Raw genomic sequence first — 16,311 nt, 5'->3', positions numbered from 1 at the left:
CAGACTCCTTTCCCGTATGGCGCGTACATGCCATTGTTCTCCCGACGTCTGGACGAGGGGATCCAAGCAGAATGAATCGTCGCGGGTTTCTTCTGGGGGCAACGGCCGGCGCGGCTGCCGTCACCGCCGCCCCGGCAGCCGCCGCCGAGGCGCTTCCCGGACGCCAGGAAGTGCTGAACGCCATGAAGTTGGTGAACGACTACTGGATCGCGGGCCATGCGGACCCGGGCAGCAACGCCTGGGACCGGGCGACATATCACAGCGGAAACATGTATCACTTCCGCGCCACAGGCGATCAGAGGTACCTGGATTACACGAAGAGGTGGGCGGACAGGCACAGTTACGGCCTGGCCGGTGGCGCCGGCACCCGCAACGCCGACAACCAGTGCGCCGGTCAGGTGTACCTCGACCTGTACGAGGAGCTCGGCGGTGAGGGGAAGCTGGCGGCACTGGACAGCTCGCTCACCGCGATGACCAACTCCACCCAGCGCACGGACTGGTGGTGGATCGACGCCTGGCACATGGCCATGCCGCCCTTCGCCCGGATGGGCCGGCTGCGCGGCGACTACCGGTACTGGGTCACGATGTACGAGTTGTACCACCACACCAAGCGCCTGATTCCGGACCGGCAAGGCCGCATCACGGGCCTGGGTGCCGAATGGACCGGCTTGTTCTACCGGGACAGCGACTACGTCATCGACGCGGCCAAAGCCTCCTCCCCGAACGGCAAGCCCGTGCTCTGGTCACGCGGCAACGGCTGGGCCGCCGCCGCCCACGCCAAGACCCTCGCCGCGATGCCCGCGAACGACAAACGCACCCCCGAATACGCCCACACCCTGCGCTCCATGGCCGAGGCACTCAAGCCCCTGCAGCGCACCGACGGCTTCTGGAACGTCAACCTCGCGGACCCGGCCCACTTCGCAGGACCGGAAACCAGCGGCACCGCCTTCTTCACCTTCGCCCTCGCCTACGGCATCAACGCCGGCCTGTTGGACCGCGCTGTCTTCCTCCCGGTGGTGACCCGCGCTTGGGACGGCCTCACCGGCATCGCCGTTCGCGAGGACGGTTTCCTCGGTTACGTCCAGGCCGTCGCCGCGGCTCCCGGGCCCGCGAGCGCCACCGCCACCGCGGACTTCGGAGTCGGTGCCTTCCTGATGGCCGGCTCAGAGATGGCCAGACTCGCTCTTTGAGCTCCGCCCCCTCTCCCGGCCGCGAACCCCGCACCAGGCAGAGGGCCACGGAGCCGGCTCTACCTCACCTCCCGTCAGGTGGCACCAACATCCCGTTTCCCGCTCGCCGGGCATCCGCAGCACCAGTCCCTCGACTGCAAGGGCAACCCCATGCTGGACAAGTACGTCTTACGGAACGTCTCCCGGCTCAGATCGCCGGCACTGATCCTGTGGGCCTGCACCGCGGCCTTGGCGGCACTGCTGCCGCTGGCCGGTGTCGCCGACGGCAGCAGCGCGTCGGCCGGTGCCCCGCGGCCCACCGGGCCGATCGAGCCACTGTCGGCGCCCCATCACCAGGCCGCTCCCGCCTCGGCCATGCAGCCCCTGGCCGCCGTACTGCCCAGGGACGGCTGGACGGCCACCGCCAGCGACGAGGAGACCGTCGGCGACGACGGCCGCGCCCTCCACGTCCTGGACGGCAGCGCAAGCACCTTCTGGCACAGCAAGTGGTCGGGCACCGCCACCCCGCTGCCCCATCACATCACCATCGACATGCACCGAACCACGGTGGTCTCCGCCCTCGTCTACCAGCCCCGTACCGACAGCGCCAACGGCCGGATCGGCCGGTACACCCTCCACCTGAGCACCGACGGCAGCACGTGGGGCTCGGCCGTGGCCACCGGCACGCTGGCTGACGACGCGACGACCAAAACCCTGAGCTTCGCGCCGAAGGGAGCGCGCTACATACGCCTGACCGCCCTCAGTGAGGCGGGCAACCGCGGCCCATGGTCCACCGCCGCCGAGATCAACCTGCTCGGCGACCCGGGCATCCCGGCCGCGGTGGTGGACCTGTCCCGGGACGGCTGGACGGCCACCGCGAGCGACCAGGAGACCTCAGCAGCAGACAACCGCGCGGCCCTCGTGCTCGACGACGATCCCGACACCTTCTGGCACAGCAAGTGGTCCGGCACCGCCACCCCGCTGCCCCACCACATCACCATCGACATGCAGACCGCCCGGGCCGTCTCCGCGCTGCGATACCAGCCCCGCAGGTCGGGAAGCAACGGCCGGATCGGTGCGTACACCATCACCACGAGCACCGACGGCACGACGTTCGGCTCCCCGGTGGCAAGCGGTACGTGGAAGGACGACGACACGGTCAAGGGCGCCACCTTCACTCGCACGGTCACCGCCCGCTACATACGGCTTACCGCCACCTCCGAGGCGGGCAACCGCGGGCCGTGGTCCTCGGCCGCCGAACTGCACCTGAGCGGACCGGCCGACCCGGCCGCCCACGGCGCGTGGAACAGACCGACCGGATTCCCGCTGGTTCCCGTAGCCACCGCCCTGCTGCCCAACAACAAGCTGCTGGCCTGGTCCGCCTACGGCACCGATCGTTTCGGCGGCAGCAACGGCTACACCCAGACCGCCCTCCTGGACCTCACCACCGGACAGGTCTCGCAGCGCCGCGTCGACAACACCGGCCACGACATGTTCTGTCCCGGCACCGCCGTGCTGCGCGACGGCCGAATACTGGTCACCGGCGGCAGCAACGCCGAGCGGGCCAGCATCTACGATCCGGCCACCGACCAGTGGACAGCGGCCGCGGACATGAACATCCCCCGCGGCTACCAGGCGATGACGCTGCTGCCCAATGGAGACGCGTTCGTACTGGGCGGTTCCTGGAGCGGCGGCAGCGCCCCCAAGGGCGGCGAGGTGTGGTCCGCCGCCACCGGCACCTGGCGCACCCTGCCCGGCGTTCCCGTGACCACCACGATGACCGCTGACCCGGCCGGACCCTACCGGGCGGACAACCACCAATGGCTGTACGCGACTTCAGGCGGCCGTGTCCTGCACCTGGGCCCGAGTCGGCAGATGAACTGGATCACCACCAGCGGCGACGGCACCATCACCCCCGCCGGAAACCGGGCCGACAGCGCTGACGCCATGAACGGCAACGCCGTGGCCTACGACATCGGCAAACTGCTCACCCTGGGCGGAGCCCCGGCCTACGAGAACACCCGCGCCACGCGACGCGCCTACACCGTCGACGTGAGCGGCGGCGCCCAGCCCGTCGCGGCCCGCACCGGCGACATGGCCTACGCCCGGTCCTTCTCCAACAGCGTCGTGATGCCCGACGGAAAGGTCGCGGTCTTCGGTGGACAGTCCTATCCGGTGCCGTTCAGCGATGCCACGTCGGTGATGACGCCGGAGATCTGGAATCCGGCCACGGGGAAGTTCAGCCGCATGGCCTCCATGGCCGTCCCCCGTAACTACCACAGCGTGGCCAATCTGCTACCGGACGGGCGGATCTTCTCCGGCGGCGGAGGTCTGTGCGGCGAATGCGCCACCAACCATGCGGACGGCGCGATCTTCACTCCGCCCTACCTGCTCAACGCTGACGGAACCGAGAAGACCCGTCCCGCCATCACCGCAGGCGTCCCCTCCCGGGCGGGCAACGGCACGAAACTGACCGTGACCACCGACTCCGCCGTCACATCGTTCGTCCTTGTGCGTACCGGAGCAGTGACGCACTCGACGGACAACGACCAACGCCGGGTACCACTGACTCCTCGTCAGACAACCCCCAAGGCTTACGAGATGACGATCCCGGCCGACCCAGGCACAGCGCTGCCCGGCACGTACATGCTCTTCGCCCTCAACGCACAGGGTGTTCCCAGCCGGGCGAAGATGCTCACCGTAGGTTGAGCTTCAGGGGCCGACGTCGAACAGGTGTCCGGGGTGCTGGAGCGGTACCAGCGACGCACCGCTCGTCTGGTCTCGCAGGTCAAAGCCGCGGTCAAGAGTTGGCGGACCGGGCGGGGCAGATGGCGGGCCACGGGTGGGCTGTCCGACCCGCGGCGGGAGCGCTCCCATGAATGCGAAATCAGTCTGCGCAGCACGTCTTGTCATGTCTGCGCACCTAACCGTACAGTCCCATTCAGCAATGCATGGGAGCGCTCCCATGACCTCCGCCCACCCCATCCCACGGAGGCGCCATGAGGTCCTGCCTGTGTCCCACCGCGCCCGAGCCGCGTACTCACCGGTTCGGCGGGTCGAGGCATTGCCGCGTCAGACCGTCGGCGACGTTCCCTCCGGCCCGTCTCTTAGGACGGGCCGCATGAGCCGTAGGCGGAGCGCCACTACTGCTGACGAACTCTCGGGCAGCGGCATCCCGAAGGTGGCGCTCGGGACGGTGATGTCCGGCCCCGGCAGCCGGGACACCTCGCTTCGGCGCGGCCTGAGCGGTTTGCGCGCCCTCCCCGCCGTCTACCGGAGGCACAGCTTCACCGTGCTGAGGGTGTCCGTCGGGCTGTTGTTCCTGTGGTTCGGGGCGCTGAAACTCCTGCCGAACGTCAGCCACGCCGAGGACATGGCCACCCGGGTCATGCACGAGCTGACGTCCGGCCGAGTACCGGCTGACGTGTCCCGGCCGCTGCTGGCCATGATGGAGATGCTGATCGGAGTCGGGCTGGTCACCGGACTGCTGCTGCGGCTGACGTTGCTGGTGTTCTTCGCGCACATGGCTGGGACGTTCACGACTCTGATCGTCCTGCCCGCCGAGATGTGGGACGGGAACATCGCTTCCCCCACCATGGCCGGGCAGTACGTGATCAAGAACGTGGTGCTGGTGGCGGCCGGCCTCGCCGTCGCCGTCCACCTGACTTCGCCAAGTCGATCCGATTGAGCCACGAGCTGTCGGTCAGGGCATCGAAGGCCGTTTTGAGGAGCGGGTGCTGCGCACCCGGATCGGCACCACCGAGACGATGTCCGGCCGGCTCGCGCACCGTGTGGCCGCTGGAGGCGTTCACCTCTACGACGACCAGCGCGCCGTTGGGTAGACACGGACCGCGTCGATCAGCGTCCGTCAGCCCCGCCAACACGCCAAGCAGGCCCGCGCCTTCACCGCCCTCGCTATGCACGGCGACGCCGCACGCGCCCGCATCCGACGCCCTGCAATGAAGGCCGCACAACTGTCCGCAACTTCGGTGAGACCAATCCGGCCACACCCGTAGCTTCGAATCACTGACACCACCAGCCCCTGGGAGGCAGGGACCTTTGATGCCCACCCTCACCACCACGGCCGATGCCCTGGCGGATAGTCCTGGCCCCGGCCCCCACCAGCCCGGCTATGGCGCCCCCTCCCAGGCCCTGATGGCCCGCGCCGACCGGGGCTTCGCGCGGTTCCTCGCACGCACCACCCAGGCCGAGGCCCCAACCGGGCGCGATGACCCAGCGAGCAACCGATGAGCAGGCACACCGTGCTGTACGACCCCGACGGACGCATCGAGGCTCAACTCCCGCTCGACCGCACCACCCACCAGAGCCTCGTCAAGGCAGTCCTGGCGTGGCACGGCGACCCCGGCCTCCAAACTGCGGACTACCAGCAGATCGCCCTCCAACTCACCGGCGCCGCCCGCTCCGTGGCCACCGACGTCCGCCACGCCGCCGGCCGTCTGCCCGAGCGCCGCGCTGCCCGTGTCCTGGCCGAGTACGTCCTTAACGACGCTGACCAGCGACTTGCCGTCCCACTGGTGGGCACCGCCCACTGCACCCAGGACCGCGCCCGAATTGTCCGCGCCCTGTACGAACGGCTCGACCGCCTCACGGAACTGGACCCCGCCGCGGCCTCCTGAACCGCCGTCCTGCGCCGCACCCGTCACGACGGCGACGGCAGCGCAACCCCCGCCGCCTGGCTCACCGGCACTGGCATGGCCAGGTCGGCTGGCCTGGCTGCCTCCGGAGGGCCTCGCAGGACTGTCAGGAAGGGCCACGGCAGCCGCCGGATCGGGCGGCGGCGAGAGGGCGGCTGGGCTCTTCGACACCTCTCGCCGGCCTCGTGTGAATCCTGCGTCCTACGACGAGGCGCCCACGATCTCCTCGATGCTCACGCTGTCCCCGGCCGCGGGCTGTTCGGGCTCGACCTTGTCGCCGTAGTTGCTGAAGGTCGTGGTCTGCGGGGCTTCGCCGCCTTCTACGACGGACTTGAGGATGTACGGCTCGCCTTCGGCGGCGACAAACAGAGTGTGTGTCTCGCCGCCGGACTCCTTGGTGAGTTTGACGGCCTGAGTCCCGTCGACCTCGGCGGTGCCGTCCTTCTTCATGCCTTGACGCTCGGACTTGTCCTCGTCCAGTGCGGCGACCAGCTTCTGCTTGTCGCACATGCCGGCCATCTGGTCGTCCTGGCCGGGCACCTTGACCCACTTGCCGGCCGCCTTGTCCGCGGCCTTGTCCGATCCCGGCTGGCCCTTGAAACTCGTCTGCCAGTACTTCTCGTCGCCCTTGAGATAAAGAGTCTCGCCCGTCCGTCGCACCTCGGCCTTCGAGCCGCCCTGGGTGATGGTCCCCTGGCAGTTGCTCTGGTTGTCCATCGCCATGTCGATGGAGAGGCTCTGGCCGGACTCTGCGACCTGGCCCTTCATGCGCATGGAATCGGCATCCCTGGTCGCCTCGACGGCCTTCGCCGCGATCGCATCCGCACTCTCACCCTCGAACGCTTCGTCGGCGCTGTCGTCCGAGCCGCAGCCAGCCGCGCCTAAGGCGCATATGCCGGCCAGTGCCATCGTTGCGACCCGCCTGTTCAAACGCATTCTGTGCTCCCTCGTCCGCTCTATGGGCTCATCTGTCGGGCGCGCCACTCCAGTGGTGTTGGCAACGCCGTGAACGCGCGCGTACCCCGCACTTCACGCCGAAAGCCTGGAACGTCACATTCCGGAATTGCTGCAGTGGTGGAGCACGCGAGGAATCGGCCGTCCTCGCAGTTGCTGGGGCTGGTAAGCATGTTGTTGCCCTTTGTCCGTGTGAGCGGGGCGGCCATGCGGATCCGTTACGCAGGGGCCGGCCGTGGAGCCTGCCGCTTGAGGACCGGGTGCTGCTGGTCGCCGCCTACTGGCGCACCAATCTCACACTGCGCCAACTCGCACCGCTCTTCGGGGTGTCGAAGTCCGCGGCCGACCGCATCATCGACGACCTCAGTTCCGCGCTTGCGCTGCAGCAGCGCAAGCGGTTCCGCCGGGATACCGTACTGATCGCGGACGGCACCTGGTGCCCACCCGCGACCACACCGTGGCCGAGCAGTCGAAGAACCACCGGTACTCCACCAAGCACCAGGTCGTCATCGAGGCCGCCCCCCCCCGGCTCGTCGTCGCTGTGCCGGCCACTGCCGGGGCAACCGGAACGACTGCAAGGCATGGGCGTTGTCCGGCGCAGAGGAGGCCGTCGGTCAAGACCACAGTCGTCGCGGACGGCGGCTACCGGGGCACCGGCCTGGTCATCCCGCACCGCCGTGAGAAAGGCCAGACCGAACTTCCGGCCTGGAGAGAGGAATACAACACCTCCCACCGCACGGTCCGCGGCCGCGTCGAGCACGCCTTCGCCCGGATGGAGACCTGGAAGATCCTCCGCGACTGCCGTCTCAAGGGTGACGATGTCCATCAGGCCATGCTCGGCATCGCCCGCCTGCACAACCTCACCCTCGCCGACTGAAGAAGAGACTGGTCAACGAACACGCCGTCGATCATGTACGGGACGGCGCTTAGCCGAGGCTGGCCCGGTTGAGAGATAGAAGGAGGCAGGCAGCCGATCTTGCCTGGGCTGCGGTTAGATCGGATGCACTCGACAAGCCGGCCTCTGTGAGCGTCGCCTCGACCAGGTCGGCTTTCGTGAGCGTCGTAGGGAGAGGTCCGGATCTCCATGACCCTCAGTCCGCTCTCCTCGCCCTGGTGGCGGGCCCCCGCGTTCCCTGAGTCACCGGCGGCAAGTGTATTGCGGCAGTTGGCGGCAAGGCGACCAGGCAGGGAGGAGCATATGAAGCAACGTCCGGATTCCCGTGTTCCGCCGTCATGGGCGAGACCAGGTAACCGGTGGGGGCCGTGGTTGTACTGGCCGATGTTGTGCCTGAGTATCGCCCTGCTGGTGTGGAGAGTGATCGATGGTGACAATGCGGCGCGCATCGCCGTGGCGGCCGTCCTGGTCCTAGTGTGGATCTGCCTCATAGCCGCCAACCAGGCAGCGCGGCGTAAGGAAGCCAGTCGAGAGCCGCCCTCATAGCCAGTCTGGCCCGCGCAGCGGGCCCTAACGGTTCGAGCGTCGCCCGCGGCAGGTCGGCCTCCGTGAGCGTCGCCTCACCCAGGTTGGCTTTCGGCAACGGGGGCGGCCGTACAGGGTCGTGGCAGGTGTCAGGTGATACCGGCGGAAGGCGCCTGGTGGGCGTTGCATGGTCGCGAACCCTCCGTGATCCTGATGATTTCGTCATACGGTGGGGCGTGACCGAGCAGAGCATTTGCCGCCATCTGCGGGAGTTCCGTGAGGCGTTGAACAACCCGGAGCCACCCCGGCCAATGACTACGAGGGCAAGCTCCGCGACTACCCGGCCATGGGAGTCCCGCATTACCTGATCGTCGACCCACGCGACGGCAGCGCCGTCCACTACTGGGCACCCGCCCAGCGCAGCGGCGAGCCGGCCTACGACAACCGGCAGCATTACACCTTCGGGGATACGATCACGGTCGCCGGGTGGAAGATCGATACGGCCGGGCTGACCCGTTACGGTGCGGACGCCGGACTGTGAACGACACCGCGGATCTGGTGCGGTCATGGCGCAGGCAGCGTGGAATGTCTCAAGCGCGGCTGGCTGAGCTGGCCGGGACCGGGCAGGCAGCGATCTCCCGGATCGATGGCATTGCTTCATGTACGGCCTCTGCGGCGGGGTTTCGGGTTCGCCGCTGCAGAGCACGAACTCGATCATTGCCTACCCGAGGTAGGTGATCCCCGCGCCGTCTCCCTCGGCGAAGCAACCCAACGCGGCACTTGCTTGGCGCTGTACGGGCACAGCGAGGCACTCCGGCCGCCGCTCGCCGAACAGCGGGCGGCGGGCGGCGTGAGACTCCGTCAGGCCGCGCCACGTGCCCGAATGCGGTCAGCTTCGGCATAGCCGCCAGCGAGACCCTCACGCTCGCCCTCGCCGACGTCTGCCGCGATCCCATCGGCGCCACGGAGCCCCACGGTGAAGACGATCGGACCCCCCTGACCGATGACGCCCTCACACAACCGGGCGGGGCTACTGCCGTGCGGACTACGGCGTCCACTGCTCCGTACATGCGAGGCAGATCCGCCGGTTCGCCCACACGGTCCGCGCCTTGTCCGCCGCCTCCGCCCGCTTGAAGAACACGTGTACGGCTGACCATTGACACGCAGAGCAACACGTACGAGCAGGCGATCGCAGCCGTGCAGGCCACGTACGGACTCGATCCCGCCGCGGTGGCGAGCGGTTGGCTGGACGCTCCAGTGTCGGCGGCCTGGCCGGGACCGGAGGCGCTGGGCGGCGGCGAAGACATCTGGCAGAGCTGGACGGAGCGGATGCTGTTCGACACTCTCGCCTCCGTGCCGGTATGCCGCTTCGGCTTCGACGCGGCCCCGTGCTGGCGGGGAACTACACTCCCCACGGCCCCTTTGCACAGGCCAGATAGTGAAACGCTGCTGGAGTATTAGGCTATGCGCCGGTTGGGCCCAGGCGCAGGGTTCCCAGGGGCGGAGAATCAGGATGTCTGTAGAACGTCACATAGCGGGGATGCTCCGGCAGATCGCCCGTCAGCAGGACATCGTTGAGATCGCCCCTCAAGGCTCCACGCTGAAGGCGGCCGCCTTGGCGCACGTGGCGGAGCAGTACGGCTACACGTACGGCACGGCATACAGGACCGGGTTCAAGAACTCGCTCGTTCAGGTCCGGATGTACCGGGACCCGCGGCCCAACGCGCGCGTTCGCGAGGCGGCCACCATCACCACTCATCCGCAGGCGGGCAACGGCGGGACGGTGCCGGGGCTGGAGCAGGGCTCGCTGAAGCCGCTCCCCGAAGCGGTCGGTGCCGTGGCCGTGCTGAAGGACCTCGTCACCTTCGACGTCATGGCCCTGTACATCGCCGACCGGACCCAGAAGGTGCTGGGCTACCTCGCCTGCGCGGTCCTGACCGTCCTCCTGCTCATCAACAGGTCGCCGGTCGAAGCGGTCGCCTCCGGCGGGGCGGTCGCGCTGCTCTTCACCGTGGCGTTCACGGTGGGCGCGATCCGCCGCGGGAAGATCGCACAGCGGCTGACGGACGCCGGGTTCCTCGCGGTACGCGACGAACAGGGCGCCCAGCGGTTCCTGCGCCCGGGGCAGCAGTCGCCCGGCCACACCACCCCGTTCGTCGCCTGAGGCCCTGGCCTGCGGCGCAGCCAGGCCCGATACACCGAACGAGGACGGCACCGCTGTCCGCGGACACTGAAGTTGGACCGCGCGCGGGCGAGTAGGCGGTCGACCTGCGAGGGCACGTCGTCCCCGGCTGTGCCGCGCCGCGCCTGGGGCCAGTTGCGCCCGTGCATCTCGTGCTGGACGAACGGCTCGCTCAGGATCTTCAAGGCCTCCGTGCCGTACCGGCCAATTTCGCACGGGCGTTGCTGGAAGACCGGCTGCGGTTGAGGTACGCGTAATGGTGAGTAGCCAGGTCAGTCGGGTCCTCGCAGACGATGTGGTTACAAGCTGGTCCACGGGCGGGGTTCGCCTCCCGTCAGCGGTGTCCGCACCGCTCCGGACGGGCCATGCTCCTCCAGGTCCTCGAGAACGGCGGCTGCCAGGGGGGCTTTGCGGGCGAGTGCGGCGACGAGTGGGTGCTGGGCAACCATGGCCTGCAGATCGCTTATTCGATTCGTCAGCCTGGTGCGGGTTGCGCCGGTGAGGATGAAGAGGACGCGGGGGAAGGCGGGATACCAGCGCAGCCATGCCGGGCCGGGGGAGTGGGGCCTGCGGCGTGCGACGGGCTGGGCCTCGTGCTGGAACGGTCTGGCGTATTCGATCAGTTTCACGGCCAGGCGTTCGCTGCTCATGGTGCTGCGGTCGACCACATGAACGCGCGGAGCTTGTTGGCCGGTGGTGGCCATGTGGTGAAGGGTGAGCGCGGTCAGGACCTGCAAGCGCAGCGGTTCAGCGCGGCTGGGGGCCCAGCTCGGCGGCCGCAGCACCTGATGTGGGACGGGACATGGACAAAAGCCAACCCTCAGGCCCCGACCCAACCCCCGACCACGAGACCCCGACCAAGGTCACAACGTAAGAACATTCTCGTGGTCGGGGCCATGGTCGGGGTCCCACGGCCCCACCACGCGGCTGCCCGAGCGTTCGAGAGGACGCGCATTCGGGCGGACAGGTGTTGGTGGACGGGCGATAGCCGGTCCGCGGCAGCGGGTGGGGCTGCGGGGCATGGTGGCAGGCCACGCCGTGCCGGCCGCGTGCGGCACCCGGCCCGCGAGGGACCGTTTCCCCACATCGGGCCGAGGACCTCGGTCAGTCGATGCCTTCGACGATGCGGAAGTCGCGCTCGACGCCGTCGGAGAGGGCGATCAGCGCCTCCTGGTAGGCCGCACTCTCGTGCGCCGCGACGGCCTGCTCGAAGCTGTCGAACTCGACCAGGACGGTGCGCTCGGCGATTCCGGCGTCATGCGCCACGACCCGACCGCCACGGACGACGGTTCGACCGCCCCCGGCCTGGACGGCCAAAGCGGCCAGCTTGTTGTAAGCAGCCAGCTTCTCAGGGTCTGAAATGGTGCGGTAGACGCTGACCCAGTAGCCCTTGGGCATGGAACCTCCAGTGTTGGGATGAGTGCATCTGACTTACGGGTTGGTCTCGGACGAGCGCCGGCGGGCGAGAGCGAGGCTTGTCAGCGTCGTGATCGCCATGGCGCCGATGTCGGCCAGCGCCGTGGTGGTGCAGGCGCTGTCGTCGGGGAAGAGGTGGCCGGGCCGGTGCCCGCGGTGAGGATCAGGCCGCCGATGGCGCTGCCTGGGGAGTACCCGACGCTGCGGACGACGTAGTTGCAGCTCATGGCGCTCGACGTCTCGTTCTTGGGGGCGACGGCCAGGATGACGCCGGGATCGCGGCCGAGAAACCGCCGACGCCGAAGCCGAGCACGCCCATCGCCACGAACAGTTCGGCCGGGTCCGATCTGGCCGCCGCGAACAGGGCGAACCCGCCGCCGACCACGACGGCGCTGCCGGGCAGGAGCAGGGGGTCGGCGATCCGCGTCCGGACCCGCGGCATGAGCTTGCCGGCGACGAACCCCAGCACCGAGAACGGGATGAGGACCAGCCCGGCGACGAAGGTCGTCAGCCCGAAGCCGTAGCCGGCGCCGTGCGGCGTCGCGTACCGGGTGATGAGCGTGAGCAGGAGGTACATGCCGATCCAGCCGGCGAACATGGCGAGGTTCGCCCCGGCGACCGCCGGGTGCCGCACCGCCCGCACATCGACCAGGGGCGGGCGTCGTGCTGCGCAGCTCGACGACGGCCCAGACGTAGAGCAGCACCACCGCGACGACGAGGCCCGCCGCCACGACGAAGTGCCGGCTCCACAGATTCCGTTCGCCGGCGAGGAACAGCACCAGGAGCAGCGCAGCGGCAAGGACGACCACGCCTGCCACGTCCACGTGGGCGGAGCGGCCTTCGAGGGCTTCGGGCATGGAGCGCCACGCGGTCAGGAGGGCGGCGGCGGTGACGGCCAGGCCGAGGCCGTAGGCGGCCCGTACCCCGCCGAGCTCGGCGAGCAGTGCGGCCAGCGGGTAACCGACGCCGGCCCCGATGATCGAGACCACCGAGATCAGGGTGATCATGGCCGCGCTGCGCTCCTCGGGGAGGTGGTCCCGGGCCACGCCCATCATCAGCTTCGTCAGCCCGAGCCCGATGCCCTGGGCCGCCCTGCCGGCCAGCAGCCACGCGAACGGCAGCGGCAGCACGGTGAGCGCGCTGCCGGCGACGACGACCGCCAGCGTGGCGAGGATCGTGGCCCGCCGGTGCGAGCCGGCCCAGGACCGGCGTGGCGACGGCGCCGCTGAGCAGCGCGACGGTCAGCGTCCACTGCGCGCTGCCGGGCGAGACGTGCAACGAGGTCGCCACGCTGGTGATGAGCGGTACCCCGAGGCTGGCGACCGCCGCCACGACCAGAGCGATGAACAGCAGCGAGGGGACCAGCAGCCGCGCCTCGGAGCGCTCCCGGGTAGTGCTCACCGGTTGGTCGCGGTCGTGATGGGGAGGAAGTCGGCGAAGCGAGGCGCGCCGGGCTCGTGCGGCATGCGCGTGGCGCGCGCGGCGAAGCTGACGGCGTGGTACCACCCGCACAGCAGAAGCAGATCGAGCAGCTGGAGCTCGTCGAAGACCGGCACGAGTCGTGTCCACAGCGCGTCATCGATGTCGGAACGCTCGTGCAGCGCGTCGACGGCGAGGATGAGCAGCCGTTCCCGCTCGGACGTCCAGCACGCGTCGGCGGGGCCGCCGTGCACCAGGGATGCCGCCTGCTCGCGGGTGAGCTCGACCCGCTCGGCGAACGTCATCATGTGCACGCCCCACTCGTACTCACACCCGCACAGCGCGCATGTCCGGTCGATGGCGATCTCGCGCTCCCTCATGGTCAGGGTCAGCTGTCGGCCCAGCTCATAGCGCCCCCATCCGTGCATGGCGCCGGCCATCGGGAGGTTTCTGGCGAACATCCGGAACAGCCCGATCGGCGGCACGTCCCCGGGCATCATGCGCGCGAGCAGCGCGCCGGCCTCGTCGGTGTACGGCGGTTCCAGCAGGGCTATTCGCGACATCGGCGCTCCCGTTGAGGTCGTTTCGAAATCCGAAACACGGCACGGATGCTAGTGTTTCGAATAACGAAACACAAGGAGGGTCATGTCGACACCGCGCCCAGGAACACCGGTTCGTGGATCGACGACCGGCCGTCCGATCATGGCCGCGATGGACCTCTTCGGCCGTCGGTGGGCTCTGCGCATTCTCTGGGAACTGCGTGCGGGTCCGCTCGGCGCCCGCACGCTGCTGGCACGGTGCGAAGGACTGTCATCCAGCGTCCTCTACCAGCGGCTTCGCGAACTCACGACAAACGGGATCATCGCCTCCTCAGCCGACGGCTACGAGCTCACCGGCCTGGGGGCAGAACTCAGTCACGCCCTGCAACCGCTCAACGAATGGGCGATCACCTGGGCGCAGGCACAAGAGCGGAACGATCAGAATCCTGCGGAAGCATGAAGGTGGAGCCGGCGGTGGGCGAGGGAAGCGGACGCCGGTCCGGCACAAGGATCACGGCACTGTGATGAGTGGGCGCGGTCTGCCCGTCACGATCGTCCGCGCGTGTCTGCGCGACGGCCAAGGCGGTAGCCCTACCGCGGTGCTGGACGAGGCACCGTTGAGTGACGATGAGCGCCGTCGTGTGCCAGCTGCGATGGGAACGTCGCACGCCGTTTTCGTGTCGGTGCACGACAGTCGACGAGGCGGTCCGGTCGTATCCCTCCGCTTCTTCACCGCCGAGGGAGAACTGCCCGCGTGCGGTCATGGGACGGTTGCCGCTCTGGCCTTCCTGGCCGAGCGCGCCGGGGGCCGGGAATATCGAGCCACCATCCATGCGACAGGGCGCGTGTTCCCTGGTTGGTCCGTACGGGAGAACACACAGGTCAATGCCGCCTTCGCCCCCGGTCCTGTAGACCTCCGCAGGCCCACAGCGACCGAGTGCGACCTTGTCCTGCCCGCACTCGGTGTCACCTCAGGCACACTCGCTCCTGGTATCCGCGTCGCCTCAGTGGGGCGGTCGCGGTTGCTGGTTCCCCTTACTACGCGGTCCGCTCTCACCACCCTCAGCCCGGACTCCGAACGGCTCCGTGCTGCCTGTGACCGTCTCGGTTTCCTGGGCTGCTACGCCTACTCGGTGCCGACGCCCACCGGCCGCGTCGCGGCCCGCATGTTCGCCCCGTCGATCGGCGTCGCGGAAGACATCGCCAACGCCAACAGCACCGCCTGCCTCGCTGCACACCTGGCCGGCCAGGGCATCAGCGACATCGCAGTCGACATGGGAGACTCCCTCGGGAGTCCCTCCACGATCACCGCCACCGCACAGCACGACGCGTCGGGGCTGCTGGTCCACTTGGGCGGCGCTGCGGAAGTCACACGCAGCATCCGCATGCCATAACCGGTCCGTAGCTCATCAGCGGCCGGCACGTCAGGCGATCGTCACCCGCCCTGTCCTCCCGCAGCAACGAGCGACGAAAGCGGCTCCTGCCACCAAGTCCGCGGCTCCGCAGCTCCCTTCGTCGCCCGCCGCTTCCACAGCTCGTCTCCGCGCCCGGCCGCCGACCGCCACCCTCAGTCAGGTCAGATCGCGTCGCGTGTCACCGTTGTGCGGGAAGGCCGCCGGGCACTGTGGCGGGTCCGCGGCCGCGGCTGGCGGGTGGGGTTAACGGTCGCGGAGTTTGCGGGCCGGCAGGACGACCTTGGCGGACAGCTTCAGTGTCTCCTCGTCGTTGGCGAAGGCGGCCAGTGCGTCCGTGTCGGTCAGTTCTCCGCCCGGCCAGGTGCGGCTGGTGATCAGGAGGCAGGCGTACCCGCGCTCGGCGACATCCGCGAGCCACTGGTTTGAGGGGACGATGGGTGTGTTGATTTGCGGCATGGTCAGGACCACGGATCCGTCCACGACGAGGAGGCTGATCGGCATGCTCGGGCGGGAGCTGCCGTCGATGAGGCCGTCGTCGGGGGTGAGTTGGCAGTTGTGGATCAGCTGCTGGACGGCGGCGGCGGAGCCTTCGGGGCCGCCCTCGCCGTCTCCGAGGGAGAAGGCCAGGATGTAGGGGATGGCGCCTTGCGGTGTGGGGCGGCTCCAGGACATGGCGACGAAGGTCCCCACCTCGGCGGAGCGGATGGGGTGTGTTTGTGTTGAGTTCGAGGTCACTGCGTGACCGTATCGGCGCGGCGGCGGCAGTCTCCGTCCCCGCTCACTCGACCGGGTGACACCTGACAGGTTCTGTACCCGAACGAAGGACGGCCGGCGGTCAGGCTGCTCTACCTTCTTGATCGGGTTGATCGAGCCATTCGTAGGGTTGGATCGCCCAGGGGTGCCGGGTGTGGCTATCAGGCTGCTGCCAGCTCGTGGCTTACGTCGCTTCGCCGCCCGGTACCCCACGACGACTCGGCCGCCGATTAGGAAGTGCGAATCCGTCGCTGTGTAGAGCAATGCCGGCGAGGTCGTCCGTGGCACGAACAGCACGAACAAGCAGGTCAGGAGCGCGATGAGCCGGATATGGGCGGGGATCGACAGCGGCAAGGGCCACCACCACGGCCTCGCACTGGATGCCGACG

Annotated in this window: 17 protein-coding genes and 2 pseudogenes; 12 read left to right on the top strand and 7 right to left on the bottom strand. The window is 68.8% G+C overall.

Annotated features, from left to right (window positions below):
* Nucleotides 1-182: 182 nt before the first annotated feature.
* From ACWD1Z_RS33620 to ACWD1Z_RS33605, 4 genes are all read left to right on the top strand, one after another.
* Nucleotides 183-1,190 (top strand): glycoside hydrolase family 88 protein, encoded by a 1,008-nt coding sequence (locus tag ACWD1Z_RS33620; protein ID WP_451124069.1) that lies wholly within the window; start codon nucleotides 183-185, stop codon nucleotides 1,188-1,190.
* A 78-nt stretch (nucleotides 1,191-1,268) separates the two neighbouring features.
* A complete protein-coding gene (locus ACWD1Z_RS33615; RefSeq protein WP_451124067.1) occupies nucleotides 1,269-3,878 on the top strand; it encodes a discoidin domain-containing protein in 2,610 nt (869 codons plus the stop codon).
* 412 nt (nucleotides 3,879-4,290) lie between these two features.
* Nucleotides 4,291-4,857 carry a DoxX family membrane protein gene (locus ACWD1Z_RS33610; protein ID WP_451124066.1) on the top strand — a complete coding sequence of 189 codons (567 nt, stop codon included), beginning with the start codon at nucleotides 4,291-4,293 and terminating at the stop codon, nucleotides 4,855-4,857.
* Nucleotides 4,858-5,416: 559 nt separating this feature from the next.
* Nucleotides 5,417-5,806, top strand: coding sequence for a restriction endonuclease (locus tag ACWD1Z_RS33605; protein ID WP_451124064.1), 390 nt, complete (start codon nucleotides 5,417-5,419; stop codon nucleotides 5,804-5,806).
* A gap of 219 nt (nucleotides 5,807-6,025) precedes the next feature.
* On the opposite strand, the gene ACWD1Z_RS33600 is transcribed toward ACWD1Z_RS33605, so the two are convergent.
* On the bottom strand, nucleotides 6,026-6,760 hold the full coding sequence (locus tag ACWD1Z_RS33600; RefSeq protein WP_451124063.1) for a hypothetical protein: 735 nt from the start codon (nucleotides 6,758-6,760) through the stop codon (nucleotides 6,026-6,028).
* On the opposite strand from ACWD1Z_RS33600, the pseudogene ACWD1Z_RS33595 reads away from it, so the two are divergent.
* The 5 genes and pseudogenes from ACWD1Z_RS33595 to ACWD1Z_RS33575 all read left to right on the top strand — a co-directional run.
* Nucleotides 6,727-7,098 (top strand): annotated as a pseudogene (locus ACWD1Z_RS33595) (transposase family protein); the annotation flags it as partial. The gene ACWD1Z_RS33600 and the pseudogene ACWD1Z_RS33595 sit on opposite strands and share 34 nt — an antisense overlap.
* Nucleotides 7,099-7,214: 116 nt before the next feature.
* Nucleotides 7,215-7,655, top strand: a complete 441-nt coding sequence (locus ACWD1Z_RS33590) for a transposase family protein (RefSeq protein ID WP_451124061.1) — start codon at nucleotides 7,215-7,217, stop codon at nucleotides 7,653-7,655.
* Nucleotides 7,656-8,544: 889 nt separating this feature from the next.
* Nucleotides 8,545-8,739, top strand: a complete 195-nt coding sequence (locus ACWD1Z_RS33585; RefSeq protein ID WP_451124059.1) for a hypothetical protein — start codon at nucleotides 8,545-8,547, stop codon at nucleotides 8,737-8,739.
* Complete coding sequence (locus ACWD1Z_RS33580; protein ID WP_451124057.1) at nucleotides 8,685-8,936, top strand: helix-turn-helix domain-containing protein; 252 nt, start codon at nucleotides 8,685-8,687, stop codon at nucleotides 8,934-8,936. Before ACWD1Z_RS33585 ends, ACWD1Z_RS33580 begins: the two co-directional genes overlap by 55 nt.
* Before the next feature lie 775 nt (nucleotides 8,937-9,711).
* The gene (locus ACWD1Z_RS33575) at nucleotides 9,712-10,362 is read left to right on the top strand and encodes a hypothetical protein (protein WP_451124055.1); all 651 of its coding nucleotides are present in this window, start codon (nucleotides 9,712-9,714) and stop codon (nucleotides 10,360-10,362) included.
* Nucleotides 10,363-10,679: 317 nt separating this feature from the next.
* On the opposite strand, the gene ACWD1Z_RS33570 is transcribed toward ACWD1Z_RS33575, so the two are convergent.
* The 4 genes and pseudogenes from ACWD1Z_RS33570 to ACWD1Z_RS33555 all read right to left on the bottom strand — a co-directional run.
* Nucleotides 10,680-11,084 carry a hypothetical protein gene (locus tag ACWD1Z_RS33570; protein ID WP_451124053.1) on the bottom strand — a complete coding sequence of 135 codons (405 nt, stop codon included), beginning with the start codon at nucleotides 11,082-11,084 and terminating at the stop codon, nucleotides 10,680-10,682.
* 400 nt (nucleotides 11,085-11,484) lie between these two features.
* Entirely contained in the window at nucleotides 11,485-11,778 is a 294-nt protein-coding gene (locus tag ACWD1Z_RS33565; RefSeq protein ID WP_451124051.1) for a DUF1330 domain-containing protein, read from the bottom strand.
* A gap of 241 nt (nucleotides 11,779-12,019) precedes the next feature.
* Nucleotides 12,020-12,394, bottom strand: coding sequence for a hypothetical protein (locus ACWD1Z_RS33560; RefSeq protein ID WP_451124091.1), 375 nt, complete (start codon nucleotides 12,392-12,394; stop codon nucleotides 12,020-12,022).
* Between the two features lie 148 nt (nucleotides 12,395-12,542).
* Nucleotides 12,543-12,926: pseudogene (locus ACWD1Z_RS33555) on the bottom strand (MFS transporter); the annotation flags it as partial.
* A gap of 80 nt (nucleotides 12,927-13,006) precedes the next feature.
* Between ACWD1Z_RS33555 and ACWD1Z_RS33550 the strand changes: the two are divergent.
* Nucleotides 13,007-13,216, top strand: a complete 210-nt coding sequence (locus ACWD1Z_RS33550) for a hypothetical protein (protein WP_451124049.1) — start codon at nucleotides 13,007-13,009, stop codon at nucleotides 13,214-13,216.
* Here the strand turns inward: ACWD1Z_RS33550 and ACWD1Z_RS33545 are convergent.
* Complete coding sequence (locus ACWD1Z_RS33545; protein WP_451124047.1) at nucleotides 13,194-13,778, bottom strand: carboxymuconolactone decarboxylase family protein; 585 nt, start codon at nucleotides 13,776-13,778, stop codon at nucleotides 13,194-13,196. The genes ACWD1Z_RS33550 and ACWD1Z_RS33545 overlap by 23 nt on opposite strands.
* 139 nt (nucleotides 13,779-13,917) lie before the next feature.
* On the opposite strand from ACWD1Z_RS33545, the gene ACWD1Z_RS33540 reads away from it, so the two are divergent.
* Together ACWD1Z_RS33540 and ACWD1Z_RS33535 are read left to right on the top strand one after the other, a co-directional pair.
* A complete protein-coding gene (locus ACWD1Z_RS33540; protein ID WP_451124089.1) occupies nucleotides 13,918-14,214 on the top strand; it encodes a winged helix-turn-helix transcriptional regulator in 297 nt (98 codons plus the stop codon).
* A 64-nt stretch (nucleotides 14,215-14,278) separates the two neighbouring features.
* On the top strand, nucleotides 14,279-15,148 hold the full coding sequence (locus ACWD1Z_RS33535; RefSeq protein ID WP_451124045.1) for a PhzF family phenazine biosynthesis protein: 870 nt from the start codon (nucleotides 14,279-14,281) through the stop codon (nucleotides 15,146-15,148).
* Nucleotides 15,149-15,412: 264 nt separating this feature from the next.
* Here the strand turns inward: ACWD1Z_RS33535 and ACWD1Z_RS33530 are convergent, their stop codons facing one another.
* Entirely contained in the window at nucleotides 15,413-15,904 is a 492-nt protein-coding gene (locus ACWD1Z_RS33530; protein ID WP_451124043.1) for a DUF5949 family protein, read from the bottom strand.
* Nucleotides 15,905-16,311 lie beyond the last annotated feature (407 nt).

This window comes from Streptomyces sp. NPDC002784, assembly GCF_053592135.1.
This window is presented reverse-complemented; position numbering and strand designations above follow the sequence as displayed.